We start from the raw sequence: 25,466 nt of genomic DNA, 5'->3' as shown, positions 1-25,466 counted from the left end.
CGGCAAAGCACCGCGCGTAGCCCAGGCGATCCCGTTGCATCCCCCTGAGCGCGGGCCGAGGCAAAGCGCCTCGGCCCGCCGCCAACTCCGGGGGTAGCCGGGAACTCCGGCTACCGCGCTGAGCGGGGGGTGGGTGGGAGCGGCGCGGAGCGCGGCGACGAAGGAGCCGTGCGTAGCACCGCGTGGGGCTTGTCTAGGCCTGGCCGCGGCGGACCGCCAGTACGTGGGCCGGTTCGCCGTTCGGGTCGAGCTTGACGTAGTTGCTCTGGCCCCAGCGCCAGGTCGCGCCGGTGATCTCGTCGTACACCGTGAAGGTGTCGTCGGGACGCATGCCGAGCGCGGCCATGTCCAGGTGGACCATCGACTCGCGGACCGCGTGCGGGTCGGTGTTCACCACGACGATGACGGTGTCGGTGTGCCCGTCCGGACCGGTGGTGCGCTTGGAGTAGCACAGGATCGCGTCGTCCTCGACCGAGTGCAGGCTGAGGTTGCGCAGCTGCTGCAGCGCCGGGTGCCGGCGACGGACCGCGTTCAGCAGCGTCAGGTACGGTGCGAGCGTGCGTCCCTCGGCGGCCGCGGCGTCCCAGTCGCGCGGGCGCAGCTGGAACTTCTCGGTGTCCAGGTACTCCTCGGAACCCGGCCGGAGCGCGACGTGCTCAAACAGCTCGAAGCCGGCGTACACGCCCCAGGCCGGTGACGAGGTGGCGGCGATCGCGGCCCGGATCTTGAACGCGCCCGGTCCGCCGTACTGCAGGTAGGCGGTCAGGATGTCCGGGGTGTTGACGAAGAAGTTCGGCCGCAGGAAGTGGCCGGTCTCCTTCGTCAGCTCGGTGAGGTACTCCTCCAGTTCCCACTTCTCGTTGCGCCAGGTGAAATAGGTGTAGGACTGGTGGAAGCCGACCTTGGCCAGCTCGCGCATCATCGGCCGGCGGGTGAACGCCTCGGACAGGAACACCACGTCCGGGTCGGTCTGCCGGATCTCGCCGAGCAGCCACTGCCAGAAGTTCACCGGCTTCGTGTGCGGGTTGTCGACCCGGAACACCGTGACGCCGTGCGAGATCCACAGCTTCACGATCCGCAGCACCTCGGCGTAGATGCCTTCGGGATCGTTGTCGAAGTTGATCGGGTAGATGTCCTGGTACTTCTTCGGCGGGTTCTCCGCGTAGGCGATCGAGCCGTCGGCGCGGACCGAGAACCACTTCGGGTGCTCCTTGACCCACGGGTGGTCCGGCGAGGCCTGCAGGGCCAGGTCGATCGCGACCTCGAGGCCGAGCTCGCGGGCCCGGCCGACGAAGTGGTCGAAGTCCTCGAAGGTGCCGAGTTCGGGGTGGATCGCGTCGTGGCCGCCGTCCTCGGAGCCGATCGCCCAGGGCGAACCGGGGTCGCCGGGCTTGGGGTCGAGGGTGTTGTTCGGGCCCTTGCGGTACGACGTACCGATGGGGTGGATCGGCGGTACGTACAGTACGTCGAAGCCCATCGCCGCGACCGCGTCGAGCCGCTTGGCCGCGGTCCGGAACGTGCCGGACTTCCACTGGCCGGTCTGCTCGTCGTACTCGGCGCCTTCGGAGCGCGGGAAGAACTCGTACCAGCTGCCGTACAGCGCGAGCTGCCGGTCGACCCAGATCGGGTAGGTCTCCGAGGAGGTGATCAGCTCGCGGACCGGGTACCGCCCGAGCGCGGAGCGGACCTGCGGCGAGATGCCGGCGGCGAGCCGGGCCTCGGGCGGCAGCGCGCCGTTGGCCAGCGCCTGCGCGGCATCGCTCAGCGTGCTGCGGTCGAGCCGGACGGCCGGCGGTACGCCCGCGGCCGCGCGATCGAAGAAGGCCGCGCCCTCGGCGAACATCAGGTCGACGTCGATCCCGGCCGGCACCTTGATCTCGGCGTTGTGCCGCCAGGTCCCGTACGGATCGCTCCAGCCCTCGATGGCGAACGTCCAGGCGCCCTGCTCCTGCAGGGTGACGTCGACGGTCCAGCGGTCGGTGCCCTGGCCCACGGGGGTCATCAGCATCCGTCTGGTCTGGCCCGACGGCGACGTCAGGACGACGTTGGCGTTCACCGCGTCATGACCTTCGCGGAACACCGTGGCCGAGATGGTGAACGTCTCGCCGACCGAGGCCTTGGCCGGATACGCTCCGGCGTCGACGGTCGGGCTGACGTCGGTGATCGGGATGCGCCCAGTCATGGTGGTCGATGAACCTTCGCTTTCGAGGTCGCGGAGCCGGACAGTCGGAGTTTGTCGTCTCTGACGTTATCGGTTCCCGCGACCCGCCGGTGTCATGCGGAGCAGCGGTTCGTCCACAGTGCGGACTACTTCGCACGCATTGCGTGCGCGCTCACGCCTGAAGCGTCTGCAAGATCTTGCTCGTGTTGCAAAATCGATGCATACCGAAGATGCCCCGGCGCGGTCCGGCCGGTACGGTGTCCCGGTGCGAGCGATACGACGATTCTCCGTCCGCCCTGTCCTGCCCGAGCCGCTGACCGGCCTCGGCACCCTGGTGAACAACCTGCGCTGGGCTTGGCACCCCGAGACGCAGGACGTGTTCGAGGCTGTCGACCCGCGGCTGTGGCGCAGCACCGGCGGTGACCCGGTCCGGCTGCTCGGTGAGGTCCCGGCGGCCCGGCTCGACGAGCTGGCCAACGACCACGCCTTCCTGCGCCGGCTCGAGCTGGCTGTGACCGATCTGCACGGTTACGTGAGCGACGACCGCTGGTTCCAGGCCGAAGCCGGTTCCCCGGTCAGCTCGGTGGCCTACTTCTCGCCGGAGTTCGGCATCACCCACGTGCTGCCGCAGTACTCCGGCGGTCTCGGCATCCTGGCCGGCGACCACCTGAAGGCCGCCAGCGATCTGGGTGTCCCGCTGATCGGCGTCGGGCTGCTCTACCGGCACGGCTACTTCGGTCAGTCGCTGAACCGCGAAGGCTGGCAGCAGGAGCGCTACCCGCTGGTCGACCCCGACGGGCTGCCGATCAGCCTGCTCCGTGACGGCGACGCGCCCGCGACCGTCACCGTGGCGCTGCCGGGTGGCCGCCAGCTGCACGCCCAGATCTGGGTCGCCCAGGTCGGCCGGGTCCCGCTGCTGATGCTCGACTCCGACATGGAGGAGAACGAGCCGGCCGAGCGCGAGGTGACCGACCGGCTGTACGGCGGGACGACCGAGCACCGGCTGCTGCAGGAGCTCCTGCTCGGCGTCGGTGGTGTCCGCGCCGTCCGCGCCTACTGCCGGATCACCGGCCACGCGGCGCCGGAGGCGTTCCACACCAACGAGGGTCACGCCGGCTTCCTCGGCATCGAGCGGATCCGCGAGCTCGCCTCCGACCAGGGCCTGGACTTCGACACCGCGCTCGAGGTCGCCCGCGGCGGCACCGTCTTCACCACCCACACCCCGGTTCCGGCCGGCATCGACCGGTTCCCGGTCGAGCTGATCCAGCAGCACTTCTCGGCCGACGTGTTCGGCGACGGCGTGCCGATCGACCGGATCCTCGCGCTCGGCGCCGAGGACTTCGAGAACGGCGACCCGTCGGTCTTCAACATGGCGATCATGGGCCTGCGACTGGCCCAGCGCGCCAACGGCGTGTCCAAGCTGCACGGGGTGGTCAGTCGGGGCATGTTCGCCGGGCTGTGGCCGAGCTTCGACCCCTCCGACGTCCCGATCACCTCGATCACCAACGGCGTGCACGCGCCGACCTGGGTGGCCCGGGAGATCTCGGCGCTGACCTACGCCAACGCCGACCAGGGTGACTCCGAGGGCATGTTCGAGGGTCTGGACAAGACCACCGACGCACAGCTGTGGGAAACCAAGCGGATGCTGCGCCAGCGCTTCATCGACGACACCCGGGCCCGGGTCCGGGCGTCCTGGGTGAACCGCGGCGCCAGCGAGGCCGAGCTGGGCTGGGTCGACTCGATCCTCGACCCGGACGTGCTGACGATGGGCTTCGCCCGCCGCGTCCCGTCGTACAAGCGGCTGACGCTGATGCTGCGCGACCCCGCGCGGCTGAAGGCGCTGCTGCTGCACCCGACCCGGCCGGTCCAGATCGTGATCGCCGGCAAGGCGCACCCGGCCGACGAGGGTGGCAAGAAGCTGATCCAGGAGATGGTCCGGTTCGCCGACGACCCCGAGGTCCGGCACCGGATCGTGTTCGTGCCCGACTACGACATCGCGCTCGCGCAGCCGATGTACCCGGGCTGCGACGTCTGGCTGAACAACCCGCTGCGCCCGTACGAGGCCTGCGGCACGTCCGGCATGAAGGCGGCGCTGAACGGCGCGCTCAACCTGTCCATCCGCGACGGCTGGTGGGACGAGTGGTACGACGACGAGTTCGGCTGGGCGATCCCGTCGGCCGAGGGTATCGAGGACACCGACCGCCGTGACGACCTCGAGGCGCACGCGCTCTACGACCTGATCGAGAAGCAGGTCGCGCCGCGCTTCTACGACGGCGAGGTGCCGGGCCGCTGGATCGAGATGCTGCGGCACACGATCAAGGAGCTCGGCCCGAAGGTGCTGGCCACCCGGATGGTCCGCGACTACGTCGAGCAGTTGTACGTCCCGGCGGCCCAGTCGTCGCGGCAGCTCAACTCGACGTACGACGGCGCCCGGCAGCTGGCCGCGTGGAAGAAGCAGGTCCGGGCGGCCTGGCCGCAGATCCGCGTCGACCACGTGGAGCTGCAGGGCCTGGGCGACGTGCCGCAGCTCGGCACGACGGTCGGCATCCGCGCGTTCGTCTCGCTCGGCGAGCTGACCGCGGACGACATCGACGTCGAGGCGCTGCACGGCCGGGTGGACTCGACCGACGAGATCACCGACGCCGTCCGGGTCTCGCTGTCGCTGGCCGAGACCTACGAGGGCAACCGGCACCGCTTCGAGGGTGAACTGAAGCTCGACCGCACCGGCCCGTTCGGCTACACCGTGCGCGTCCTGCCCAAGCATCCGATGCTGGCAAGCCCCGCCGAGCTCGGCCTCGCCGCCGGCCCGTCCGACCCCGAGGACCCGGACACCCCGGACCTGCCGGTCGGTTCGGAGTTCTGAGACCGACCTGAAGCGCCGGGCACCTCGTGCCCGGCGCTTTCAGTTTTTCCGGCGCAGCCGTCCCCACGGCTTGAACACCGACAGCACCACCGCGACCATCAGCAGCGTCGGGGACACGATCGGCGGGAAGATCAGGTCGGTCGCCTTCAGCACGGCACCCGGCTGCCGGGCTTGGTCGGCCATCTCCTCGACGCCCGGCCGCAGCGCGATCAGCACCAGCGTGCTCAGCAACAGATTGAGCCCCAGCTTCACGACCACCCACCAGTACTTCGTCAGCCCGTAGTTGCTGCCGTAGGCAAGCAGTACGCCGGTGACCAGGCAGGTCAGGCCGGAGATCGTCATCGGCCAGATGGTCACGAGCTCCAGCGCCGGGAAACTCAGCGACTTGGTGCCCGGATCGTCACTGCCCATCGCGGTGAAGACCAGCACGGCCATCGCGACGTCGAGCCCGATCCACGACCCGACCGACGCCAGATGCAGGACCAGCGTGAGCTTGCGCGCCTTGCCGGTCAGGCGCCACGGCTTGGCAGTTGTCGTCCGGGTGGCGGTCAGCGTCGTACTCATGGTCTTCTCCCTGTTCTCGTCACCATCGATGGTTCCGGAACGAGGGGAGCCCGGCATCGGCCGCGGGAAGGCTTTGCCACTACCTCAGCGGCAGTACACCGCTCAGCCGACGGGCACCTTCTGGCGGGTACTGAGGTCGATCGAGTACGGCGGCGTGCCGGTCGGGGAGTGCACCATGATCTTCGCGCCGGGATGCAGGTCGGGGTCCGACTTGTACCAGTCGTGAAGCTTCGTCGCGGCCGCGTCGTCGCCGTTGTCGGCGGCAACCAGGAGCGCGGCGAGTTCGTCGGTCGGCGTGAGGTCCATCTCCAGGTCGTCGGCCATCGCGCCCCACCCGTCCCACAGCAGCAGTTCGTCGCCCTCCAGATGCGCGAGCTGGAGGAAGACGTAGTCGCGGATGAACCAGCCGCCGCGGATCGGCAGTGCCGGATCCACACCACAGGTCTCGCCGTCGATCTCGCCGGCCCGGAACCCGCGCCACACCTCGGCCGCCGAGCGGAACGGTCCCGCCGGGATGTCCTGTACGTCGAACCCCCAGTGCTCGCCGGGCTCGAGCTGCGCGTCCACCCGCACCCAGCGGTCGCCGTTCCAGTACTCCGCGATCACGTGATCCGCGTTCCATCCGGGCTGGAAGCACGACGCGAAGCCGATCCGGCTGCGCGCCGGAATCCCCTGGTGGCGCAGGGCTGAGACGAACAGCAACGCGTAGTCGCGGCAGCAGCCGACCACCCGATCCTCCGGCTCTCGCGGTGCGGTCAGCGGGATGCCGTTGCGGCGCTGGTCGGCCGCCAGGATCGCCTCGACCCAGCGGTTGTTCACCTCGTCCAGCCGCTCGCCGGTGAACTCGATGCCGCCGCCGCGGTAGTGGATCAAGAGGTTCTGGATCGCCTTGGCCAGACCGGGGATATCGGTCGGCAGCGCGTCCAGCAGTTCGGCGTACCGGCCGGGGTCGCTGTACGCCGTCTGCTGCGCGTAGTTCTTCATCTACGGAGTCCTTCGTTCGGTGGGAGAGGTGATGCTCAGGACGCGTGCCCGGCCACCCGCCGGCGAGTGCCGAGGTCGATCCAGTACGGCGAGGTGCCGGTGGGGGAGTGCACCTGGATCCGCGCCCCGGGATGCAGGTCCGGATCCGAGTGGTACCAGTCGTGAAGCTTCGTCGCGGCTGCGTCGTCGCCCGCGTCGACGGCGATCAGCAGAGCGGCGAGCTCGTCGGTCGGCGTCAGATCCCGGTCGAGGTCGTTGGCCATGCCGCCCCAGACGTCCCAGAGCAGCAACTCGTCGCCCTGCAGGTGTGCGGCCTGGAGGAGAACGTAGTCGCGGATGAACGGGCCGCCGCGCATCGGCAACGCCGGATCGACGCCGTACGTCTCGCCGTCGATCTCACCGGCCCGGAAGGCCCGCCACACCTCGGCCGCGGACCGGAACGGGCCGAACGGCACGTCCTGAACGTCGAAGCCCCAGTCGTCGCGCGGACTGAGCTGCGCGTCCACCGACACCCAGCGCTCGCCGTTCCAGTACTCCGCGATCACGTGATCGACGTTCCACCCGGGCCGGAAGTACGACGCGAAGCCGATCCGGGTCCGAGCCGGGATTCCCTGGTGGCGCAGGGCGGAGACGAGCAGCAGCGCGTAGTCGCGGCAGCAGCCGGCCACCCGGTCCTCGACCGCGCGCGGTACGGCCAGAGGTGTGCCGTGGCGACGCTGGTCGGCGTCGAGAATCGCCTCGACCCAGCGGTTGTTCACCTCTTCGAGCCGCTCACCCGAGAACTCGATCCCGCACCGGTAGTGGATCACCACGTTCTGGACCACCGCGGTGACGCCGGGAAGGTCGCCGGGCAGGGCGTCGAACAGTTCGGCGTACCGGCCGGGATCGCTGTACGCCGTCTGGGTCGCGTAGTCCATCTCAGCGTTGTCCTTTGATCGGTGGAGCTTTGATCGGTTGGGCGACGTCGACCGCGGGGTCGGAGTCGGTCAGCTCACGGAAGTCCGCGTGGTAGATCTCGCGGCTCGGCCCGGTGGTCGGGTGACCGGAGTCGCGGACCCAGTCCTCGACCAGGTCGTAGGCGAGCATGATGCGGGGATAGACGCACTCCTCGCGGCTGATCGTGCAGTACGCCTCGGTGTGGGCCGGCTCGATCCGGATCCCGATCGGCCCGGCGGGGTCGACCAGCCCGTCGAACGGCAGACAGATCTCGACCGTCGCCTCGTTCTCCGGGGTGACCGCGCCGTGGAACAGCACCCAGGACTCACCGGTCATTGCGGCCCCGGCCGCGGTCAGGTGCGCCCGGATTTCCAGCGTGGAGGCGACGATCACGCCCACCAGCGCCTGCTGGTCGACGTCCACCCGGATCGACGCGATCTTGGTCTCCGGTACGTCGCGCACCAGCACGGGCCGCGGATCCAGTCCGGGCGACCCGGCCCGCAGCAGCCGGTCGCGCAGGTACTCGACCGTCGCCCGCCGGGACTCGTTGGTCGCCTGCTCGGCGGCCCACCAGCGATCCAGCCGGATCAACGCCTGCTCGTCGGTACCCGCGAGCACCTCGGAGATCGTCGCCAGCGGCATCTCGACCTGACGAAGAATGCTGATCCGCCGGGCGCGTTCGAGTTGCTCCTCGTCGTACTGGCGGTAGCCGCTGACCGGGTCCACCGAGGCCGGCGGGAGCAGGCCGGACACGTCGTACAGCCGCAGGGCCTTGTGTGAGAGCCCGGAGCGCCGTCCGAACTCGCTGATCGTCAGCATGGCTGTACTCAACACCCTGCCCCAGGGGCAGAGTAAATACCTGGCAGGATCGCCGGGCCCGTTCGATCATGGGGTGATGTCCGTGCAGCCCGTGTGGTCGGGACTTGTCGAGATCGCGTGCGACGAGTCCGGCTTCTCGGGGACCAACCTGCTCGATCCGGACACCCGGGTGTTCACCCACGCCAGCGTGCAGGTCGGCATCGGCGAGGCTCGGCGCGCGGTCGACAGTCTGCGCGAGCAGTCCCGGTACGGCGCGGGGGAGTACAAGTCGGCGCGCTTGTTCAAGCAGCGCCCGGTGCTCACCTGGCTGCTCGGCCCGGAGGGGCCGCTGCTCGGCAGGGCGGCCGTCCAGTTGACCGACAAGTACTTCCTGCTCGCGGGTCGGTTGAGCGCATTGTTCTTCGACGGCCTCGACTACCGCACCGGCACCAGTCTCGACACCGACGCGCCGGCCCGCCGTACAGCGCTCGCCCTGCATCTGAAGGGACCCCGCTACCGCGAGGACTGGTGGGCGCTGCTGCAAAGCTTCATCGACCTGCTCAGGTCGAAGAACCGGACCATGTACGACGAACGCGTCGACGAGTTCCTGGCGGTCGCGGCACGGTTCGACCCGGTCGAGCCGGAGCTGGCGGACTTCGCGCGGCGCATCGCACGGCCGCCGCTCGACGCCTTGCGGGACAGGCTTTTCGACGACCGCACGCTGCTGCCGCCGCTCGAGGTGCTGATCCCCGCTCTGGTCGAGACCACCCTGCACTGGTACGCCGACGGCAACGCCGTGGTGATGGTGCACGACGAGCAGAGCGCCCTGACCGTGCACCGGATCGCTCAGGTCAACCTGTTGATGGACGACGCTCCGCTCGCGTTCCGGCAGACCGACTCACGCACCGATCCTCGCGTCCAGCTCGCGGATCTCCTGGCCGGCTCGGCCCGGCAGATCGCGACCGCGGAACTGAACGGCCACGGCGATCCCGCCCTGACCGCTCTGCTCAGGCCCTACCTGACCCCGCATCCCATCTGGGCCGACCCGGCCAGCTGGAACCAGCTGAGTCAGGCCGGGTAGCGAGGCAGGTGCGTCTCCGGCAGCGCCGCGCGCAGTGCGTCGGCGTGCCGGCGGTAGCCGAAGTTGTTCGGGTGGAACTTGTCGGGAGCGAGCAGGCCGCGCCACGGCGGGCGGGCGTACCGGGAGACCTCGGCGACCGGCAGACCGCGTTCGGCCGCGGTGGAACCGATCAGCTGATTGATGCCGCTGACGTACGGGCTGACCGCACCGCCGATGTGCCAGAAGCGGTCCGGGACGGTCAGGTCCATCACCACCGACGAGGTGGGCAGCCGGCCGATCACCTGACGCAGGTGCTCACGGAACCGCTTCGGGGTCGTTCCGAGGATGTCGTTGCTGCCGATGCCGCAGGTGACCAGTGCGGGCCGCAACCCCTCCAGCAGCGGCAACTGGTCGTGCAACACGTGCCTGGTCTGGGCACCGGAGCGGGACAGGTTGAGCACTCGCCACGGGGTGCCGGTCGCCCGGAGCGCCCGTAGTACCTGGCCGACGTAGCCGTGCAGCGGTGAGGACGCGCCGAGGCCCTGGGCAGTCGAGTCGCCGAGCACCACCCACAGCGGCCCGTCGGCGGCCAGGGCCTGCTCGTTCTGCCGGTTCCAGAACTCGGCGTACGTGCGCGCCTGGACATCGACGTACGCGACTCCGTCGAGCCAGCGACCCAAGGCCAGGCGGGAACTCGAGCGCTCCGCCTCACCCCAGCGCATCACCGCACGGTGCAGTGCGCCGATCGGCGTGGTTGGCTCGCGGGCCTCCTCGCGGCGCAACAAGAACATCGGTCCCCCCTCCGGTGAACAGCAGGTGACCAGAGAAGGTACTAGGCGAAGGTTAACAACCCTCCGAGAGCGTCACAGCGCTCGCAGCAGCACGACACAGCGTGGCGCCAGCAGCACCCGCGCGCCGGCCTCGACCTCGGTGACCCCCGACCCGGACGTGTCCAGCACCACCTCGTAGCCCGGCGCCCAGGACGCGTCCGGTACGACGACCTCGCGCGGATCGGCGGTCGCGTTCAGCACCAGCAGGAACGAGTTGTCGGTCAGGACGTTGCCTTCGGCATCGGTACCGCGCAGCGCGTCGCCGGCCAGGAACATGCCGATCGTCCGGAGATTGCCGTCGTGCCAGTCGTTCTCGGTCATCTCCCCGCCGTGCGGCGCGATCCAGGACAGGTCCTTGCGCCCGCCCGGGACCACCGGCTGCCCGGAGAAGTAATGCCACTGACGCAGCGCGGGATGGGCAGCGCGCAGCGCGAGCAGCTTCTTGGTCAGCGCGAGGTGGTCCGACCAGGCCGACGGCAGCGTCCAGTCGAACCAGGAGATCTCGCTGTCCTGGCAGTAGGCGTTGTTGTTGCCGTACTGCGTGCGCCCGCACTCGTCGCCCGCGGTGATCATCGGTACGCCGGTCGACAGCACGAGGGTCGCCATCAGGTTGGCCATCTGCCGCTTGCGCAGGGCGATGATGCGGCGGTTGTCGGTTTCGCCCTCGGCGCCGCAGTTCCAGGACCGGTTGTCGTCGGTGCCGTCGCGGTTGTCCTCGCGGTTGGCCTCGTTGTGCTTGTGGTCGTAGGAGACCAGGTCGCGCAGCGTGAAGCCGTCGTGCGCGGTGACGAAGTTGATCGACGCGTACGGGTAGCGCCCGTCGTCGCCGTACAGGTCGCTGGAGCCGGACAGCCGGTAGGCCAGGTCCTGCACGCCGTACGACGAGGTCCGCCAGACGTCGCGGACCGAGTCGCGGAACTTGCCGTTCCACTCCGACCACGGCGTACCGAAGTTGCCGACCTGGTAGCCGAACGGGCCGACGTCCCAGGGTTCGGAGATCAGCTTCACCCGGCCGAGCACCGGGTCGGCGGCCACCTCGGCCAGGAACGGGTGGTTGACCGTATCGACCTCGTGCCGCTCGTTGCGGATCAGCGTGACCGCCAAGTCGAAGCGGAACCCGTCGACGCCCATCTCCTCGACCCAGTAGCGCAGCGAGTCCATCACCAGCCGGCGGACCTGCGGGTGGGCGGTGTTGACCGAGTTGCCGGTTCCGGTCACGTCGTAGGTCACGCCGCCGTGGGTCAGCCGGTAGTAGGCCCGGTTGTCGATCCCGCGGAAGCTCAGCGTCGGCCCGTCGAAGCCGCCCTCGGCGGTGTGGTTGTAGACCACGTCGAGGATCACCTCGATGCCCGCGGCATGGAACGCGGCCACCAGTTGCTTGAACTCGGCCACCTGTTCACCGGTCGAGCCCGCCGACGAGTACGGCGCGTGCGGGGCGAAGAAGTTCAGCGTGTTGTAGCCCCAGTAGTTCGGCAGGCCGCGGGCGGCGATGGCCGGCTCGGTGAGGAAGTGGTGGATCGGCAACAGCTCGACCGAGGTGATGCCGAGGTCCTTGAGGTAGCCGATCACCGACGGGTGCGCGAGGCCGGCGTACGTGCCGCGCTGGTGTTCGGGAACGTCGGGGTGCAGCTTGGTGAAGCCCTTGGTGTGCAGCTCGTAGATCACCGTCTCGCTCCACGGCACCGGCCGGCTGATCGGCGGCGGTGGGGCGCTGTCGGCGACCACCACGCCGACCGGGACGTGCCCCGCCGAGTCGCCGTCGGACGAGTCGTAGATCAGCGGGCTGGCGAAGTCCAGTGTGCCGTCGACCGCGCGGGCGTACGGGTCGAGCAGCAACTTGGCCGGGTGGAAGCGCAGCCCGTGCGACGGGTCGAACGGGCCGTGCACCCGGTAGCCGTAGCGCTGGCCGTGGCCGACACCGGCCACGAAGCCGGTCCAGTACTCGCCGGTGTGGGCCAGGTCGAGGTTGCGCTGGGCACCGTCCGGGCCGAGCAGGGTCAGCTCGACCCGCTCGGCGGCCGGGGCCCAGAGGGTGAACGTGGTGCCGTCGGTGTGCACCTGAGCCCCGAGCCGGACATCCGGTTCGGGGGCAGGGCCGATCGCGTTCGGGGCGGCGGTGGCTTCGGTCACCGGCACATTCTGCCCATGACGTGTCAAACCGGTGCACAACGGGCAGGAGTTGTCGCTAGCGCTGTTGCTAATGTTCATGAAAGGCTGTTATGAACAACCACGCGCATTAACGGTAAGATGTTACCACTCGAGCCCGCAGCCGAGGAGAAAAACCATGCGAATCAGAGCCCTGCTGGCCGGCGTCACGCTGGCCGCCACCGCACTCACAGCCTGTGGCGGAAACTCCGACAGCCCGGCGGCGGACGCGAAGGTCCCCGACGATCCCGCCCAGGTGAAGGGCGACCTCACCTACGCGATCTGGGACGTCAACCAGCAGCCCGCGATGCAGGAGATCGTCAAGGCGTTCAACGCGAAGTACCCGAACGTCAAGGTGTCGATCTCGCTGGCCGCCTTCGACCAGTACTTCACCAAGCTGAAGACGCAGGGCTCGTCGGACAGCCTGCCGGACGTGTTCTGGATGAACGGGCCGAACCTGCAGCTGTTCGCGGGCAACAAGCAGCTCGCCCCGCTGGACGGCCTGATCGAGGACAAGCAGGTCGATCCGGCCAACTACCCCAAGGCGCTGAACGAGCTGTACTCCTGGGACGGCAAGCAGTACGGCGTACCGAAGGACTTCGACACGATCGCGCTCTGGTACAACAAGAAGCTGTTCGCCGAGGCCAAGGTGGCCGAGCCGACCGCGGACTGGACCTGGGACGACTACAAGGCGGCCGCCGCCAAGCTGAAGGCCGCGCTGGGCCCGAAGGGCATCTACGCCTCCGGTGACGAACTGGGTAACCAGGGCAACTACTACCCGGCGATCATGAGCAACGGCGGGTACGTGATCAAGGACGGCAAGTCCGGCTACGGCGACCCCAAGTCGATCGAGGGGCTGCAGTTCTGGTCCGACATGGTCAAGGCCGGCTACACCCCGACCGCCGCGCAGAACGCCGAGACGCCCGGCCGCGAGCGGTTCTTCAGCGGCAAGGCCGCGATGATGTGGAACGGCAACTGGCTGGTCTCGATGGCGCTCAAGTCGCCGGTGAAGAACGACCTGGCCATCGTGCCGTTGCCCAAGGCCCCGTCCGGTGAGCGCAAGACGCCGATCCACGGGCTGGCCAACGTGATGAGCGCCAAGGCGAAGAACCCGCAGGCCGCGGCCGCGTTCCTGGCCTTCCTCGGCAGCAAGGACGCGGCGCTGATCCAGGCCAAGGCCGGAGCGGCCAACCCCGCCTTCAACGGCACCCAGACCGACTTCGTCAACTCCGCGCCGTACGCGCTGAAGACGTTCATCGACGCGGCCGAGCAGTACTCCGAGCCGTACCCGGTGAGCAAGGACACCTCGGTGTGGAACAAGCTCGAGACCGACGAGATCGCGCCCGCGTTCGGTGGTGACAAGCCGATGTCCGAGGTGGGACCGGCGGTCGCGGCCAAGATGGACGAGGCGCTGGGCAAGGAGAAGTGAAGGCGCGGCGGGCCGACGGCAGCTGGCCGTGGCTGTTCGTCCTGCCGACCTTCCTCGGTGTTGTCGTCTTCTACCTGTGGCCGTTGCTGAAGACCCTGTACGACAGCTTCACCGAGACCGGCCCGTTCGGCGGCAGCACCTGGGTCGGGGCCGAGAACTACAGCACGCTGATCGCCGACAGCGAGGTCTACCGGGCCGTCGTCAACACGGTCGTCTACACGGCGATCGTGTTGCTCGGCATCCCGCTGGCCGTGCTGTTCGCCAGCCTGCTGAACCGGCCCGGCCTGCGCGGCGCGATGATCTACCGGACCCTGTTCTTCCTGCCGTACGTCGCTCTGCCGACCGCGATCTCGCTGGTCTGGCGGATCATCTACAACGGCGAGTACGGCGTACTGAACCAGGCGCTCGGGGTGCTCGGCATCGACGGCCCGTCCTGGATCACCGAGCCGTGGTTCGCGCTGATCGCGGTCGCGCTGCTCGGGCTGTGGATGTCGATCGGCTTCAACATGATCGTGCTGGCCGCCGGGCTGAAGGGCATCCCGGGCGAGCTGTACGAGGCGGCGTCCCTGGACGGCGCCTCGCGGGTGCAGCAGTTCCGGTCGATCACCGTGCCGCTGCTGACGCCGTCGATCTTCTTCCTGTCCGTGGTCACCACGATCGCCGGGTTCCAGTTGTTCGACCAGCTGTTCGCGCTGCTCGGGCCGACCAACCCGGTGATGCCGAAGACGCAGTCACTGGTGTTCCTGTTCTACGACGCGGCCTTCGTCGGCAACGACCGCGGGTACGCCGCGGCGGTCGCCGTACTGATCCTAGCGGTGGTCGGTCTGCTGACGCTGTTCCAGTTCCGTTTCCAGCGCAGGTGGGTGAGCTATGACTAGTCGCGACCAGCGGCAGCAGCGCCTGGGCAGCAACCGGGTCGCGCACGTGGTGCTGATCCTGGGCAGCCTGGTGATGACGTTCCCGTTCCTGTGGCAGCTCAAGATGGCCTTCTCCAGCCAGGCGGAGATCCAGTCGGTGCCGCCGGACCTGTTCCCGTCGAAGCTGCGGTGGAGCAACTTCTCGGAGGTGTTCCAGCGGCTGCCGTTCCTGGACCAGTTCTGGGTGTCGACCGCGGTCACGGCCGGCCGGACGATCGGCCAGCTGGTGCTCTGCTCGATGGCCGGCTACGCGTTCGCGCGGATGTCGTTCCGGTTCAAGGGCCTGATGCTGGCGCTGATCCTGTCGATCCTGATGGTGCCCAGCCAGGTCTACCTGATCCCGCAGTACCAGATCATCCAGTCGCTGGGCTGGCTCGACTCGATCCAGGGCATCATCGCGCCGGGCATCTTCAGTGCCTTCGGCACCTTCTTGATGATGCAGTTCTTCCGGACCATCCCGGCGGAGCTGGAGGAGGCCGCCCGGCTGGACGGCTGCAACCCGTGGCAGACGTTCTGGAAGGTCGTCCTGCCGGTCGCCCGCCCGGGGCTGATCTCGCTGGCGATCATCACCGTGCTGGCGTCGTGGGCCGATCTGCTCTGGCCGCTGGTGGTCACCTCCTCGCCCGAGAACATGCCGCTGTCGGTCGGCCTGGCCACGCTGAGCGGTTACCAGGGCACGATCTCGCCGGGCGTCCTGATGGCGGCCGCGTTGATGGCGATGGCACCTGTTCTGATTCTCTTCGTCGTACTGCAACGTCGCGTGGTCGAAGGAATCGCCTTCTCCGGACTGAAATAGGTAAGGAATCCCATGGCAGACCTCAGAGGCCTGACGGTCGGACTGGTGGGCGCGGGCAACATCGCGCACGTCCACGTCGCGGCCTGGAAGGCGCTCGGCGCGCGCATCCTGGTCCACTCCCACGCGGGCGCCGGCGAACTGGCCGAGGGCTACGGCCTGGAGGTCGCGGGCTCGCTCGACGACCTGCTGGCCGGCGTCGACTTCGTCGACATCGTGACGCCGTCGGCGACCCACCACGACGTCACGCTGGCCGCGATCAAGGCGGGCCGGGACGTGATCTGCGAGAAGCCGCTCACGCTGACGGCGGCCGCGTCGCACGAGCTGTCGACGGCCGCGGCGGCGGCCGGCGTACGGCTGTATCCGGCGCATGTGGTGCGGTTCTTCCCGGCGTACAAGACGGCGTACGACGCGGTGCAGGCCGGGCGGATCGGTCAGGTCGCGGTGGCCCGGTTCTTCCGGCAGGCCAGCTCGCCGGCCGGCGCCGGCTGGTACCGCGACGTCGCCCGCTCGGGCGGCGTGATCATGGACCTGATGGTGCACGACCTCGACCAGGCCCGCTGGATCTGCGGCGAGGTCGAGACCGTGTACGCCGTCCAGAGCCCGCCGACCGTCGACGGCATCTCGCCGGTCAATGTCGCCGCGCACGTCACGCTCACCCACGAAGGCGGCGCGATCAGCCATCTCCGGGCGACCTGGGGTGCGACCGGCACGCAGTTCAAGTCGGGCTTCACGATTGCGGGAGCGACCGGCCAGCTGCAGTACTCGTCGGCCGAGGACACCGGTTACGCCGAGGAGCTGCAGGACGGCGACTCGGGCGGCGACCTGCTGATCCCCGCGAACACGCTCGGCGAGAGCCCGTACCTGACCCAGCTGCGCGAGCTCGCCCTCGCCCTGCGCGGTGGGCCCGAGCCGCGGGTCACCGCGGCCGACGGTGCCGCCGCGGTCTACCTGGCCGAGGCGGCCCGCGCCTCGATGGAGACCGGACGCGCGATCGACATGAAGAGCTTCGACCCGGCAGGAGTGGCCCGATGAGCCTCAAGGTAGCGATCGCCTCGTTCGCGCACACCCACGCCTCTTCGTATGCCTCGTTGCTGTCCGCGCTTCCGGGCGTCGAGGTGCTCGCCGCCGATCCCGACGGCGCCGCGGCGCCCGACGCCGGTCCGCGGGGTGCCGAGTTCGCCGTGGCGCACGGCGTTGCGTACGTCGACTCGTACGACGAGTTGTTCGCCTGGGGACCGGACGCCGTGGTGGTGACGAGCGAGAACGCGCTGCACCGGCCGCTGGTCGAGCGGGCCGCAGCAGTGGGAGCGCATGTGCTCTGCGAGAAGCCCTTGGCCACCGAGGTCGCCGACGGCGAGGCGATGCTTGCCGCGTGCGAGGCGGCCGGGGTAATCCTGATGGTCGCGTACCCGGTGCGCTTCGCGCCGTCGTACGGGCGGTTGAGGGCTTCGGTGGAGGCCGGGCGGCTCGGCGACGTGTTCGCCGTACTGGGGACGAACAACGGCAAGATCCCGTATGCGGCGCGCCAGTGGTTCACCGACGCCAAACTCGCCGGCGGGGGAGCGCTGGTCGACCACACCGTGCACTGCGCCGATTTGATCGACGGGCTGACCGGTGGAGTCGAGGCCGCGCGTGTGCACGCCGCGGCGAATCACGTGCTGCACCAGGACAAGGGCGTGGAGGTCGAGACCGGGGGACTGGTGACGATCACCTACGCGAACGGTCTGCTGGCGACCATCGACTGCTCGTGGAGCGTGCCGGACAACGGCCCGACCTGGGGCGGCGTCACCCTGCAGGTCACCGGGACCAACGGCTCGGTCGAGATCGCGCCGTTCCAGCCGCGCGTGGGCGGCACCGACGCCTCCGGCGAGGTCCACCTGGCCGTGGGCGACGACCTGGACCGGGCGATGCTCGGGGAGTTCCTGTCGGCCGTTCGCGCTTCGGGTCCGGCAGTCGCGGGACAGCCGCCGGCCGTCGTACCGCAGCCTGACGGCGCGGTCGGCCTGCGCACCCTGCGCATCGTCGACGCCGCCCGCCGCTCGGCCGCCTCCGGCCAGCCGGTGGACGTGCAGCACTGACCAACCTCCGCGATCCGGCGACGGCCACGCTCAGCGGCCGTTGCCGGACGGTGTTTGTGGGGGTTTGATCAGTGCTGCACGTCCGGGTCCGGTACGGTGCCGGGGATGTGACCGGTGGGTAGGACCTGACTGGAGGACTGAGATGGGCGAGTTCGTCAACCTGACGGTGACCGACGGGGTCGGCACGATCCGGCTGGACCGGCCGAAGATGAACGCGCTGAACGTCCAGGTCCAGGAGGAGATCCGCGCCGCGGCGAACGAGGCGTCGGCCGACGACGACGTGCGTGCGGTGGTGATCTACGGCGGCGAGAAGGTCTTCGCGGCCGGCGCGGACATCAAGGAGATGGCCGACATGTCGTACGCCGACATGGTCCGCCGCTCCGGCCCGCTGCAGTCGTCGCTGTCCGCGGTCGCCGCCATCCCGAAGCCGACCGTCGCCGCCATCACCGGCTACGCGCTCGGCGGCGGTTGTGAGCTTGCGCTGTGCGCCGACTACCGGATCGCGGCCGAGGACGCGAAACTCGGCCAGCCGGAGATCCTGCTCGGCATCATCCCCGGCGCCGGCGGGACCCAGCGGCTGTCCCGCCTGATCGGCCCGTCGAAGGCCAAGGACCTGATCTACACCGGCCGCTTCGTCGACGCCGACGAGTCGCTGCGGATCGGGCTGGTCGACAAGGTCGTCCCGGCCGCCGAGGTGTACACCGCCGCGGTCGCCTGGGCCTCGCAGTTCTCCGGCGCCGCCGCGCTGGCGCTGCGCGCGGCCAAGGAATCGATCGACGCCGGCCTCGGCGTCGACCTGCACACCGGGCTGGAGATCGAGCGCCAGCAGTTCGCCGCGCTGTTCGCCACCGAGGACCGTGCGATCGGGATGAAGTCCTTCGTCGAGAACGGCCCGGGCAAGGCCGAGTTCAAGGGAATCTGATGACCACGTCTGCTGAGAAGCCCGCCGCCACCGCCGAACAGGTCGAGGCGGCCTGGAACGACAACAAGCTCGCCCAGGTCCTGTACCACGACTGGGAAGCCTCGACGTACGACGAGAAGTGGTCGATCTCGTACGACGAGCGCTGCGTCACCTACGCCCGCGACCGGTTCACCGCGATCGCCGGCTCGGACGGCTGGCCGTACGGCAAGTCGCTGGAGATCGGCGCCGGGACCGGGTTCTTCACGCTGAACCTGAAGCTGGCCGGCGTACTGGCCGAGGCGCACGTCACCGACCTGTCGCCCGGCATGGTCGAGGCGGCCAAGCGCAACGCCGACACGCTCGGCTTCGCGGTCGAGGGCAAGGTCGCCGACGCGGAGAAGCTGCCGTACGACGACAACACCTTCGACCTGGTGATCGGGCACGCGGTGATCCACCACATCCCCGACGTCGAGCTGGCCTTCCGCGAGATGCTGCGGGTGCTCAAGCCGGGCGGCCGCTTCGTGATCTGCGGCGAGCCGACCCGGTACGGCGACTTCGTGGCCCGGCGGCTGTCGCGGTTCACCTGGTGGGCGACCACGAACCTGACCAAGATCCCGGCGCTCGGCGACTGGCGACGGCCGCAGGAGGAGCTGGACGAGTCGTCCCGGGCTGCCGCGCTGGAGGCAGTGGTCGACCTGCACACCTTCGACCCCGACACGCTGGCGCGGATGGCCACCCGGGCCGGTGCCGCCGAGGTGAAGACCGTGACCGAGGAGCTGCTCGCGGCGTGGGTCGGCTGGCCGATCCGGACCTTCGAGGCCGCCGTACCGGAGGACAAGCTCGGGTTCGGCTGGCGGATGTTCGCGTACAAGTCGTGGCTGCAGCTGTCGAAGGTGGACAAGGTGCTGTCGCAGGTGGTGCCGGACGAGCTCTACTACAACGTCTCCATCACCGGCGTCGCGAGGTAGATACTGGTCTGATGCGGTTGCTGTCGGTCGAGAACCTGCGTTGGGTGGTCCGCCACCGGGCGTGGACGCCGTACTACCTGAAGCGCTACTGGCGGTTCGCCTGGTTCAAGCTGCGGCATCCGCAGGTGATCACCGAGGGTTTCGTCTTCCTCGGCAAGAAATTGGAGATCGTCGCCCGGCCGGGCCACGGCCGGATCGTGCTCGGCAAGTGGGTGCACCTGGGCGACGAGACCCGGCTGCGCGCGCACGAGGGCACGCTGCGGATCGGCGACAAGGTCGTGTTCGCCCGCGACGTCACGGTGAACTGCTACCTGGACGTCGAGATCGGCGCCAGCACGCTGATCGCCGACTGGACCTACATCTGCGACTTCGACCACAAGACCGACGACCTCGGACTGCCGATCAAGGACCAGGGCCTGGTGAAGTCGCCGGTCCGGATCGGCCCGGACTGCTGGCTGGCCACCAAGGTGACCGTGACGCGCGGAACCGACATCGGCCGCGGCGCGGTGATCGGCGCGAACAGTGTTGCCCGTGGCAACATTCCGGAGTACGCCGTGGCGGTCGGGGTGCCGGCCGTCGTGGTCCGCGACCGGGTCAGCCGGTACGCCGCGGACGCCGAGCGCCGGGAGTACCTGGCCGGACTGGCGCGGGAGAACGAGCGGACGGCCGCCCGGTTGCGGGCCGGCCTCGACGGAACAGGTGGTGCCGCGGTGACCGGTGGTCCGGACGGTGGCGCCACGACACCGCCGGCCGACGGCGAACCTGGCTCCGCGGCGGAAATCCCGGCGGCGCCCGGCGTGGCGGGTGGTGTGGACAGTACTGCGGTGGGTAACCGTACTGCTACGGCTGATGATCCGGCGAGCGCCGAGGGGTTCTCAAGTTACTCACCAGTCGGGCAGTATGTCCCCGAAGTCGTCGGAGAGGAGTCCCCGCGTGGTCGACACCGCTGACTCCGCACGCCTGTCCGGGCCGGTCCCGGACCCCGCGACGGCGCCGTCGTCGCTCGACCAGGCCGCGGCCGACGGCTCGATCACGCAGGCCCGGCACCGGGTGGTCGATCCGGTGCCGATCGTGACGGAAGGTCCCGGCGTCGCTACGTTGGACAGTGTGGACAACCGCCCGCTGGGCGTCCGGCGCCGGTTGTCGCCGCGCCCGGTCCCGGGCAACCGGCGGAAGAGGCCGCCGGCGCAGGTGGCGGACGAGGAACCGACCCCGGCTGAGGAGATGGACGACGTGGGTACTCAGGACGACAAGGCGGCCAAGGCCACCGAGTCCGGCCAGACGGCGAAGCCGGCGGACGGCGCCGGGTCGACCGCGGGATCGGGTTCTGGGTCCGAGGCCGGCTCCGCCTCGAAGGTGAGCGCCGAATCGGCCTCGGCCGCTGCGGGCGGTCGCACCGCGACGAAGACCAAGCCGCAGACGGCGGCCGAGATCGTCGCGGCCCAGAAGCCACGCGAGGCCGCCGCGGCCGCCGGGGCGGCCGACAGCGCGAAGGCCGCGGCCGAGGACACCGCGGCGACCAGGACGGTCACCCGGCAGCCGGCCGCATCAGGTGCCTCGGGCAACAAGTCGGGCAATCCGCTGGTCGCGGCGAAGGCGGCCCGGGAGACCACTGTCACGACGTCGACTGGCGGCAAGGGCCGGGCGGCGATGTCGACGGTCGGCTCGGGCCTGAAGCAATTGCGCAACCTGATCGCCTCGCTGGTGTGGCTGATCGCGGTACTGGTCGCGGCGGTGCTGGCGCTGGGAGCGCTGTTCACCGCGCTCGACCAGACCAACCAGAGCAACGAGATCGTCCGGTGGGTGCTCGAGCGCGGCCATGAGCTGGTCGGCCCGTTCAAGGACCTGTTCCGCCTGGAGACCGCGAAGAACACCCTGCTGGTCAACTGGGGGATCGCGGCGCTGGTCTACCTGATCGCCGGCAAGATCGTCGAGCGCTTCGTCCGGCCCTGACCGATCGCGCCGCGAAGGCGGTCCCGTTCGGTGACGGAACCGCCCTCACGTGTCTCAGGGCAGCGGCAGGAACGCGAGGCGTTCGTGCACCTCGCCGCCGATCCGGGTGGTGTCGGAGCCGACCCACAGTCCGGTCGACGTGAGCAACAGGTCGTACCCGCCGATGCCGCGGTCCTTGGTCGGGTTCCAGGAGTACGCCAGACCGTGGCTGGGGTTGAGGGCGGCGATGCCCGGCCGGGAGACCGCGCCGGGGCCGGCGAAGTCCCGGCCGCCCGGGTTGTTCATCCAGCGCTGGTGTCCCTGGACGTACACCGCCGCCCGGGTGACCTGGACGGAGAGCAGCGTGTCGCCGCCGGTGTAGTTCGCCCAGACCGGGTACGTCGTCCGCGAGTCGTTGGCGTTCCAGCGCGAGGCGGAGTCGCAGAGCTTGGTCCGGTCGTTGGGGAAGCCGCCGCCGGTGGTGACGATGACGAAGAACGTGCCGTCGGGGGAGAAGTCGACGTCCCGGGTCCAGGTCGGGTGCGCGCTGTTGCAGGTGTTGTCGAACAGCGGTGAGTACCAGCCGCTCACGGTCGCTCTGGTGCTGCCGAGGTTGATCAGAGCCGCACGCTGCCGGGCCTGACCGCCGACCGAGGTGAACGTGCCGACGATCGCGAGCCGGGTGCCGGCCGGGTTCGGTGCGAACCGGAAGACCTTGGTCTGGCCGGCCACCTCGCTCTGCGGACGTCCGGTGATCGCGAGGTTGATGTAGCCGGTGTCGCCACCGGTGGCCGGGTTGACGGCGGCGAGCTTCTTGGCGAACGTGCCGCCCATGATCAGCCGGCCGTTGACCAGCGCCAGATCGGTGACCGAGCCGGTGAGCCGTGCGTTGAAGGCCTGGTCGACGGCGCCGGTGTACGGGTTGAGCTTGACCACGCCGGTGCGCGCGATCCCGTTGACGGAGTTGAAGTACCCGCCGACCCACAGCGATTTGCCGTCGGTGGCCATCGCCCAGACCTCGGAGTTGAAGCTGGCCTGGAACGCCGTCAGGCCACCGGTCAGCGGGTTGAAGCCGAACAGCCGGTTCCGCGCGATGGTCGCGCTGTTGTTGTACGGCTTGACGCTGCTGAACTGCCCGCCGGCGAACATGATGCCGCCGAGTTGGAGCATCTTGTAGACGGCGCCGTCCTGCACCCGCGGGGTGAGGTCGGAGGGGTTCGGCGAGACGACCACCGTGTGCACGATCGGCGAACCGGACGCGGCGCCGCCGGTGAACACGGCGGTCAGCGCGGTTGCCACGGCGGCCACCACGGCGCCGCCGGCCAGCAAGATCTTCTTCATGCTCGGGTTCCCCCCACGGGATCTCCGCGGCGCTTCGAAGGCGACGCGCGAACAGCAGACTGTGACACAAGGAGAGATGCGGCGGGAAGTCCTGTAGTTGCGAGCCGGCCGAAGGCCTTTCAGATCGTGATCTTTCGGCGCACAACGGTCACCGTGCGTGGCCGCGCGGTGTCCGGGCGACCACGACGAGGTCGAGACTGTCGTCCAGAGCGCCCTCGCGGATCTCGAAGTCCTCGTACGACGTCTGCGTGACCAGCGCCGTCAGGTCCTCGCTCCACTCCAGGTGATCGCGGTCCAGCTGTGCCGTGACGCAGGATCCGTGGGCTGCCTCCCAGGCCGTCAGCCGGGGACCGTGCCACAGTCCGAGGACGTCGACGATCTCCAGGTCGGCGCGGACCAGCTCGGTCAGCTCGGCGGCGGTGAGTTCCTTGGTGTGGTACCAGTTGCCGGCCGGGAAGGTGCGCGTGTTCGGGGTGGTCAAGACCAGCGTGGCGGCGGGCGCGAGGATCCGGGCGCACTCGGCGACGAACCGCGGCTGCTCCCACAGATGCTCGATCGTCTGCAGCGACACGACGGTGTCGAAGCTGCTGTCGGCGAACCCGGTCTGGACGAGATTGCCCTGCACCAGATTGACCTGTGGATAAGCCTTGGCGGCGTGCCGCAACGTCGTACCTTCGTAGTCGAGACCGAACACCTGCCGCGCGCCGCCGGCCCGCAGCAGTTCCGCGCCGTACCCCTCGCCGCAGCCGGCGTCGAGGACGCGGCCGTCCGGTCGCAGGGTGTCCGCGATCCAGCGATAGGCGGCCTCGTGGCGCGCGAACCAGTAGTTCTCGTGCCAGATCCCCGGGGCGGTGCGCTCGCCGGTAAGCGGTAACGTCTCGGTCACCCGGTCAGCCTAACTGTGATGGGACTCGCACCCGACTTATGTTTCTCGTGAGTAACATCCGTGGCAGGCTGGGAGAGACCGTTAACCAGAAGGGGTCCCACACGCTATGAAGATCGTCGTCTGCGCGAAGTTCGTGCCGGATGCCACGGCGGACCGCCGCTTCCGCTCCGAGGACAACACGGTGGACCGCGCCGGTGTCGACGGACTGCTGTCCGAGCTGGACGAGTACGCCGTCGAGACCGCGCTCACCGTCAAGGAGAACGGCGATGCCGAGGTGACCGTGCTCACCGTCGGCCCGGAGCAGGCCGCCGACGCCGTCAAGAAGGGCCTGCAGATGGGCGCCGACGCCGGCGTTCACGTGATCGACGACGCGATCCACGGTTCGGACGCCGTGGCCACCTCGCTGATCCTGGCCAAGGCGCTGAGCAAGCTCGAGGCCGACCTGGTCGTGTTCGGGATGGGCTCCACCGACGGTGGCATGGGCGTCGTGCCGGCGATGGTGGCCGAGCGGCTCGGCCTGCCGGCCGTCACGCTGGGCTCGGAGGTGACCGTCGACGGGACCACGGTGAAGATCCGCCGGGACGGCGATCTGGCCAGCGACACCGTCGAGGGCACGCTGCCCTTGGTGCTGAGCGTCAGCGACCAGGCCAACGAGCCGCGCTACCCGTCGTTCAAGGGCATCATGGCGGCGAAGAAGAAGCCGGTCGAGACGTGGTCGCTGGCCGACCTCGAGCTGTCGGCCGACCAGGTGGGCCAGGCCGCGGCCTGGACCGAGGTCGTCGAGGTGACCGCCCGTCCGGCGCGCACCGCCGGCACGATCGTCGCGGACGAGGACGGCAGCGGCGCTGCCCAGCTCGTCGAGTTCCTGTCCACCAACAAGTTCCTCTGAGGAGCGACCCGAACATGTCGAACGTTCTCGTACTCGTCGACCACACCGGCGGCACGGTCCGCAAGACCACCGCGGAGCTCCTCACGATCGCGCGCCGGCTCGGCGAGCCGGTCGCGGTCTACATCGGTGACGGCGTCCAGGACGCCCTGCCCGCCCTGGGCCAGTACGGCGCGACCAAGGTGATCGCGCTGACGAACCCGGAGCTGTCGCAGTACCTGGTGGCTCCGAAGGCCGAGGCGCTGCAGCAGGTCGCGGCCAAGGTGGAGCCGTCGGCGATCCTGATCTCGTCCAGCGCGGAGGGCAAGGAGATCGCCGCCCGGCTGGCGGTGAAGCTGGAGTCCGGTCTGATCACGGATGCTGTGGATGTGCAGGAGGGCCCGGTGACCACGCAGTCGGTGTTCGCCGGCAACTACACCGTCCAGGCCAAGATCACCCACGGCACGCCCATCATCACGGTCAAGCCGAACTCCGCCACCCCGGAGGCCGCCGAGACGTCGCCGGAGGTGGAGGAGTTCGACGTGACGATCTCTGAGGCCGCGAAGACGGCGCGCATCACCGACTCCAAGCCGCGCGAGGCCACCGGTCGTCCCGAGCTCACGGAGGCCGCCATCATCGTCTCCGGTGGTCGTGGCACCGGCGGTGACTTCGGCCCTGTCGAAGCCTTCGCCGACTCCCTGGGCGCCGCTGTGGGCGCTTCCCGGGCCGCTGTGGACTCCGGGTGGTACCCGCACGCCTATCAGGTGGGCCAGACGGGCAAGACCGTCTCCCCGCAGCTGTACGTGGCCGCGGGCATCTCCGGGGCCATCCAGCACCGGGCGGGCATGCAGACCTCGAAGACCATCGTCGCCATCAACAAGGACGAGGAAGCCCCCATCTTCGAGCTGGTCGACTTCGGCGTCGTGGGGGACCTGCACAAGGTCCTGCCGGCCGCCACCGAAGAGGTCACCAAGCGCAAGTCCTGACCCGGTCGGGGCCCGTCGGTACCCCT

At 69.4% G+C, this 25,466-nt stretch carries 22 protein-coding genes; 13 read left to right on the top strand and 9 right to left on the bottom strand.

Annotation, left to right across the window (positions count from 1 at the left end; genetic code table 11):
• Nucleotides 1-193 precede the first annotated feature (193 nt).
• Complete coding sequence (locus tag ACQPXM_RS28865) at nt 194-2,182, bottom strand: alpha-1,4-glucan--maltose-1-phosphate maltosyltransferase (RefSeq protein WP_432939164.1); 1,989 nt, start codon at nt 2,180-2,182, stop codon at nt 194-196.
• Between the two features lie 244 nt (nt 2,183-2,426).
• On the opposite strand from ACQPXM_RS28865, the gene glgP reads away from it, so the two are divergent.
• Nucleotides 2,427-5,024 (top strand): alpha-glucan family phosphorylase, encoded by a 2,598-nt coding sequence (gene glgP, locus ACQPXM_RS28860; RefSeq protein WP_432939161.1) that lies wholly within the window; start codon nt 2,427-2,429, stop codon nt 5,022-5,024.
• A gap of 39 nt (nt 5,025-5,063) precedes the next feature.
• Here glgP and ACQPXM_RS28855 read toward each other — a convergent pair whose 3' ends face one another.
• The 4 genes from ACQPXM_RS28855 to ACQPXM_RS28840 all read right to left on the bottom strand — a co-directional run bounded on the left by ACQPXM_RS28855 (nt 5,064) and on the right by ACQPXM_RS28840 (nt 8,327).
• Complete coding sequence (locus ACQPXM_RS28855; RefSeq protein ID WP_432939158.1) at nt 5,064-5,588, bottom strand: hypothetical protein; 525 nt, start codon at nt 5,586-5,588, stop codon at nt 5,064-5,066.
• A 102-nt stretch (nt 5,589-5,690) separates the two neighbouring features.
• Nucleotides 5,691-6,572 (bottom strand): transglutaminase-like domain-containing protein, encoded by an 882-nt coding sequence (locus tag ACQPXM_RS28850; protein ID WP_432939155.1) that lies wholly within the window; start codon nt 6,570-6,572, stop codon nt 5,691-5,693.
• A 35-nt stretch (nt 6,573-6,607) separates the two neighbouring features.
• On the bottom strand, nt 6,608-7,489 hold the full coding sequence (locus tag ACQPXM_RS28845; protein WP_432939152.1) for a transglutaminase-like domain-containing protein: 882 nt from the start codon (nt 7,487-7,489) through the stop codon (nt 6,608-6,610).
• A 1-nt stretch (nt 7,490) separates the two neighbouring features.
• Entirely contained in the window at nt 7,491-8,327 is an 837-nt protein-coding gene (locus ACQPXM_RS28840; protein WP_432939149.1) for a MerR family transcriptional regulator, read from the bottom strand.
• Between the two features lie 76 nt (nt 8,328-8,403).
• Between ACQPXM_RS28840 and ACQPXM_RS28835 the strand changes: the two genes are divergently transcribed.
• Nucleotides 8,404-9,387, top strand: coding sequence for a hypothetical protein (locus tag ACQPXM_RS28835; RefSeq protein ID WP_432939146.1), 984 nt, complete (start codon nt 8,404-8,406; stop codon nt 9,385-9,387).
• Here the strand turns inward: ACQPXM_RS28835 and ACQPXM_RS28830 are convergent.
• The gene (locus ACQPXM_RS28830; protein WP_432939143.1) at nt 9,375-10,157 is read right to left on the bottom strand and encodes an SGNH/GDSL hydrolase family protein; all 783 of its coding nucleotides are present in this window, start codon (nt 10,155-10,157) and stop codon (nt 9,375-9,377) included. The genes ACQPXM_RS28835 and ACQPXM_RS28830 overlap by 13 nt on opposite strands.
• 72 nt (nt 10,158-10,229) lie before the next feature.
• Nucleotides 10,230-12,326 carry a glycogen debranching protein GlgX gene (gene glgX / locus ACQPXM_RS28825; RefSeq protein ID WP_432939140.1) on the bottom strand — a complete coding sequence of 699 codons (2,097 nt, stop codon included), beginning with the start codon at nt 12,324-12,326 and terminating at the stop codon, nt 10,230-10,232.
• 154 nt (nt 12,327-12,480) lie between these two features.
• Here glgX and ACQPXM_RS28820 point away from each other — a divergent pair, with 154 nt between their 5' ends.
• The 9 genes from ACQPXM_RS28820 to ACQPXM_RS28780 all read left to right on the top strand — a co-directional run bounded on the left by ACQPXM_RS28820 (nt 12,481) and on the right by ACQPXM_RS28780 (nt 21,383).
• On the top strand, nt 12,481-13,770 hold the full coding sequence (locus ACQPXM_RS28820) for an ABC transporter substrate-binding protein (RefSeq protein WP_432939138.1): 1,290 nt from the start codon (nt 12,481-12,483) through the stop codon (nt 13,768-13,770).
• A complete protein-coding gene (locus ACQPXM_RS28815; protein WP_432939135.1) occupies nt 13,767-14,648 on the top strand; it encodes a carbohydrate ABC transporter permease in 882 nt (293 codons plus the stop codon). The genes ACQPXM_RS28820 and ACQPXM_RS28815 overlap by 4 nt, the downstream gene beginning before the upstream one ends.
• A complete protein-coding gene (locus tag ACQPXM_RS28810; RefSeq protein ID WP_432939132.1) occupies nt 14,641-15,483 on the top strand; it encodes a carbohydrate ABC transporter permease in 843 nt (280 codons plus the stop codon). Before ACQPXM_RS28815 ends, ACQPXM_RS28810 begins: the two co-directional genes overlap by 8 nt.
• A 12-nt stretch (nt 15,484-15,495) precedes the next feature.
• Nucleotides 15,496-16,515: a Gfo/Idh/MocA family protein gene (locus tag ACQPXM_RS28805; RefSeq protein ID WP_432939129.1), complete on the top strand. Its 1,020-nt coding sequence runs from the start codon at nt 15,496-15,498 to the stop codon at nt 16,513-16,515.
• Nucleotides 16,512-17,561: a Gfo/Idh/MocA family protein gene (locus tag ACQPXM_RS28800; protein ID WP_432939126.1), complete on the top strand. Its 1,050-nt coding sequence runs from the start codon at nt 16,512-16,514 to the stop codon at nt 17,559-17,561. Before ACQPXM_RS28805 ends, ACQPXM_RS28800 begins: the two co-directional genes overlap by 4 nt.
• Before the next feature lie 142 nt (nt 17,562-17,703).
• Nucleotides 17,704-18,483, top strand: coding sequence for an enoyl-CoA hydratase/isomerase family protein (locus ACQPXM_RS28795; protein WP_432939123.1), 780 nt, complete (start codon nt 17,704-17,706; stop codon nt 18,481-18,483).
• Nucleotides 18,483-19,430 (top strand): class I SAM-dependent methyltransferase, encoded by a 948-nt coding sequence (locus ACQPXM_RS28790; protein ID WP_432939120.1) that lies wholly within the window; start codon nt 18,483-18,485, stop codon nt 19,428-19,430. Before ACQPXM_RS28795 ends, ACQPXM_RS28790 begins: the two co-directional genes overlap by 1 nt.
• A gap of 11 nt (nt 19,431-19,441) precedes the next feature.
• The gene (locus tag ACQPXM_RS28785) at nt 19,442-20,380 is read left to right on the top strand and encodes an acyltransferase (protein WP_432939117.1); all 939 of its coding nucleotides are present in this window, start codon (nt 19,442-19,444) and stop codon (nt 20,378-20,380) included.
• Entirely contained in the window at nt 20,364-21,383 is a 1,020-nt protein-coding gene (locus ACQPXM_RS28780) for a hypothetical protein (RefSeq protein ID WP_432939115.1), read from the top strand. Before ACQPXM_RS28785 ends, ACQPXM_RS28780 begins: the two co-directional genes overlap by 17 nt.
• A gap of 54 nt (nt 21,384-21,437) precedes the next feature.
• Here ACQPXM_RS28780 and ACQPXM_RS28775 read toward each other — a convergent pair whose 3' ends face one another.
• Both ACQPXM_RS28775 and ACQPXM_RS28770 read right to left on the bottom strand, forming a co-directional pair.
• Nucleotides 21,438-22,703: a hypothetical protein gene (locus tag ACQPXM_RS28775; RefSeq protein WP_432939112.1), complete on the bottom strand. Its 1,266-nt coding sequence runs from the start codon at nt 22,701-22,703 to the stop codon at nt 21,438-21,440.
• A 148-nt stretch (nt 22,704-22,851) separates the two neighbouring features.
• Nucleotides 22,852-23,589, bottom strand: a complete 738-nt coding sequence (locus ACQPXM_RS28770) for a class I SAM-dependent methyltransferase (RefSeq protein WP_432939109.1) — start codon at nt 23,587-23,589, stop codon at nt 22,852-22,854.
• A 106-nt stretch (nt 23,590-23,695) separates the two neighbouring features.
• Between ACQPXM_RS28770 and ACQPXM_RS28765 the strand changes: the two genes are divergently transcribed.
• Nucleotides 23,696-24,478, top strand: a complete 783-nt coding sequence (locus ACQPXM_RS28765; protein ID WP_432939107.1) for an electron transfer flavoprotein subunit beta/FixA family protein — start codon at nt 23,696-23,698, stop codon at nt 24,476-24,478.
• Nucleotides 24,479-24,492: 14 nt separating this feature from the next.
• Nucleotides 24,493-25,440: an electron transfer flavoprotein subunit alpha/FixB family protein gene (locus tag ACQPXM_RS28760; RefSeq protein ID WP_432939105.1), complete on the top strand. Its 948-nt coding sequence runs from the start codon at nt 24,493-24,495 to the stop codon at nt 25,438-25,440.
• The last annotated feature ends 26 nt before the right edge of the window (nt 25,441-25,466 follow it).

It is taken from the genome of Kribbella sp. CA-253562 (genome assembly GCF_050942265.1).
Taxonomy (GTDB): domain Bacteria; phylum Actinomycetota; class Actinomycetes; order Propionibacteriales; family Kribbellaceae; genus Kribbella.
This window is presented reverse-complemented; position numbering and strand designations above follow the sequence as displayed.

What these genes read in the sequence shown, in the direction of transcription:
- ACQPXM_RS28865 (WP_432939164.1), bottom strand. Translation starts at nt 2,182, where the DNA reads ATGACTGGGCGCATCCCGATCACCGACGTCAGCCCGACCGTCGACGCC.
- ACQPXM_RS28855 (WP_432939158.1), bottom strand. Translation starts at nt 5,588, where the DNA reads ATGAGTACGACGCTGACCGCCACCCGGACGACAACTGCCAAGCCGTGG.
- ACQPXM_RS28850 (WP_432939155.1), bottom strand. Translation starts at nt 6,572, where the DNA reads ATGAAGAACTACGCGCAGCAGACGGCGTACAGCGACCCCGGCCGGTAC.
- ACQPXM_RS28845 (WP_432939152.1), bottom strand. Translation starts at nt 7,489, where the DNA reads ATGGACTACGCGACCCAGACGGCGTACAGCGATCCCGGCCGGTACGCC.
- ACQPXM_RS28840 (WP_432939149.1), bottom strand. Translation starts at nt 8,327, where the DNA reads ATGCTGACGATCAGCGAGTTCGGACGGCGCTCCGGGCTCTCACACAAG.
- ACQPXM_RS28835 (WP_432939146.1), top strand. Translation starts at nt 8,404, where the DNA reads ATGTCCGTGCAGCCCGTGTGGTCGGGACTTGTCGAGATCGCGTGCGAC.
- ACQPXM_RS28830 (WP_432939143.1), bottom strand. Translation starts at nt 10,157, where the DNA reads ATGTTCTTGTTGCGCCGCGAGGAGGCCCGCGAGCCAACCACGCCGATC.
- ACQPXM_RS28820 (WP_432939138.1), top strand. Translation starts at nt 12,481, where the DNA reads ATGCGAATCAGAGCCCTGCTGGCCGGCGTCACGCTGGCCGCCACCGCA.
- ACQPXM_RS28810 (WP_432939132.1), top strand. Translation starts at nt 14,641, where the DNA reads ATGACTAGTCGCGACCAGCGGCAGCAGCGCCTGGGCAGCAACCGGGTC.
- ACQPXM_RS28805 (WP_432939129.1), top strand. Translation starts at nt 15,496, where the DNA reads ATGGCAGACCTCAGAGGCCTGACGGTCGGACTGGTGGGCGCGGGCAAC.
- ACQPXM_RS28800 (WP_432939126.1), top strand. Translation starts at nt 16,512, where the DNA reads ATGAGCCTCAAGGTAGCGATCGCCTCGTTCGCGCACACCCACGCCTCT.
- ACQPXM_RS28795 (WP_432939123.1), top strand. Translation starts at nt 17,704, where the DNA reads ATGGGCGAGTTCGTCAACCTGACGGTGACCGACGGGGTCGGCACGATC.
- ACQPXM_RS28790 (WP_432939120.1), top strand. Translation starts at nt 18,483, where the DNA reads ATGACCACGTCTGCTGAGAAGCCCGCCGCCACCGCCGAACAGGTCGAG.
- ACQPXM_RS28785 (WP_432939117.1), top strand. Translation starts at nt 19,442, where the DNA reads ATGCGGTTGCTGTCGGTCGAGAACCTGCGTTGGGTGGTCCGCCACCGG.
- ACQPXM_RS28775 (WP_432939112.1), bottom strand. Translation starts at nt 22,703, where the DNA reads ATGAAGAAGATCTTGCTGGCCGGCGGCGCCGTGGTGGCCGCCGTGGCA.
- ACQPXM_RS28765 (WP_432939107.1), top strand. Translation starts at nt 23,696, where the DNA reads ATGAAGATCGTCGTCTGCGCGAAGTTCGTGCCGGATGCCACGGCGGAC.
- ACQPXM_RS28760 (WP_432939105.1), top strand. Translation starts at nt 24,493, where the DNA reads ATGTCGAACGTTCTCGTACTCGTCGACCACACCGGCGGCACGGTCCGC.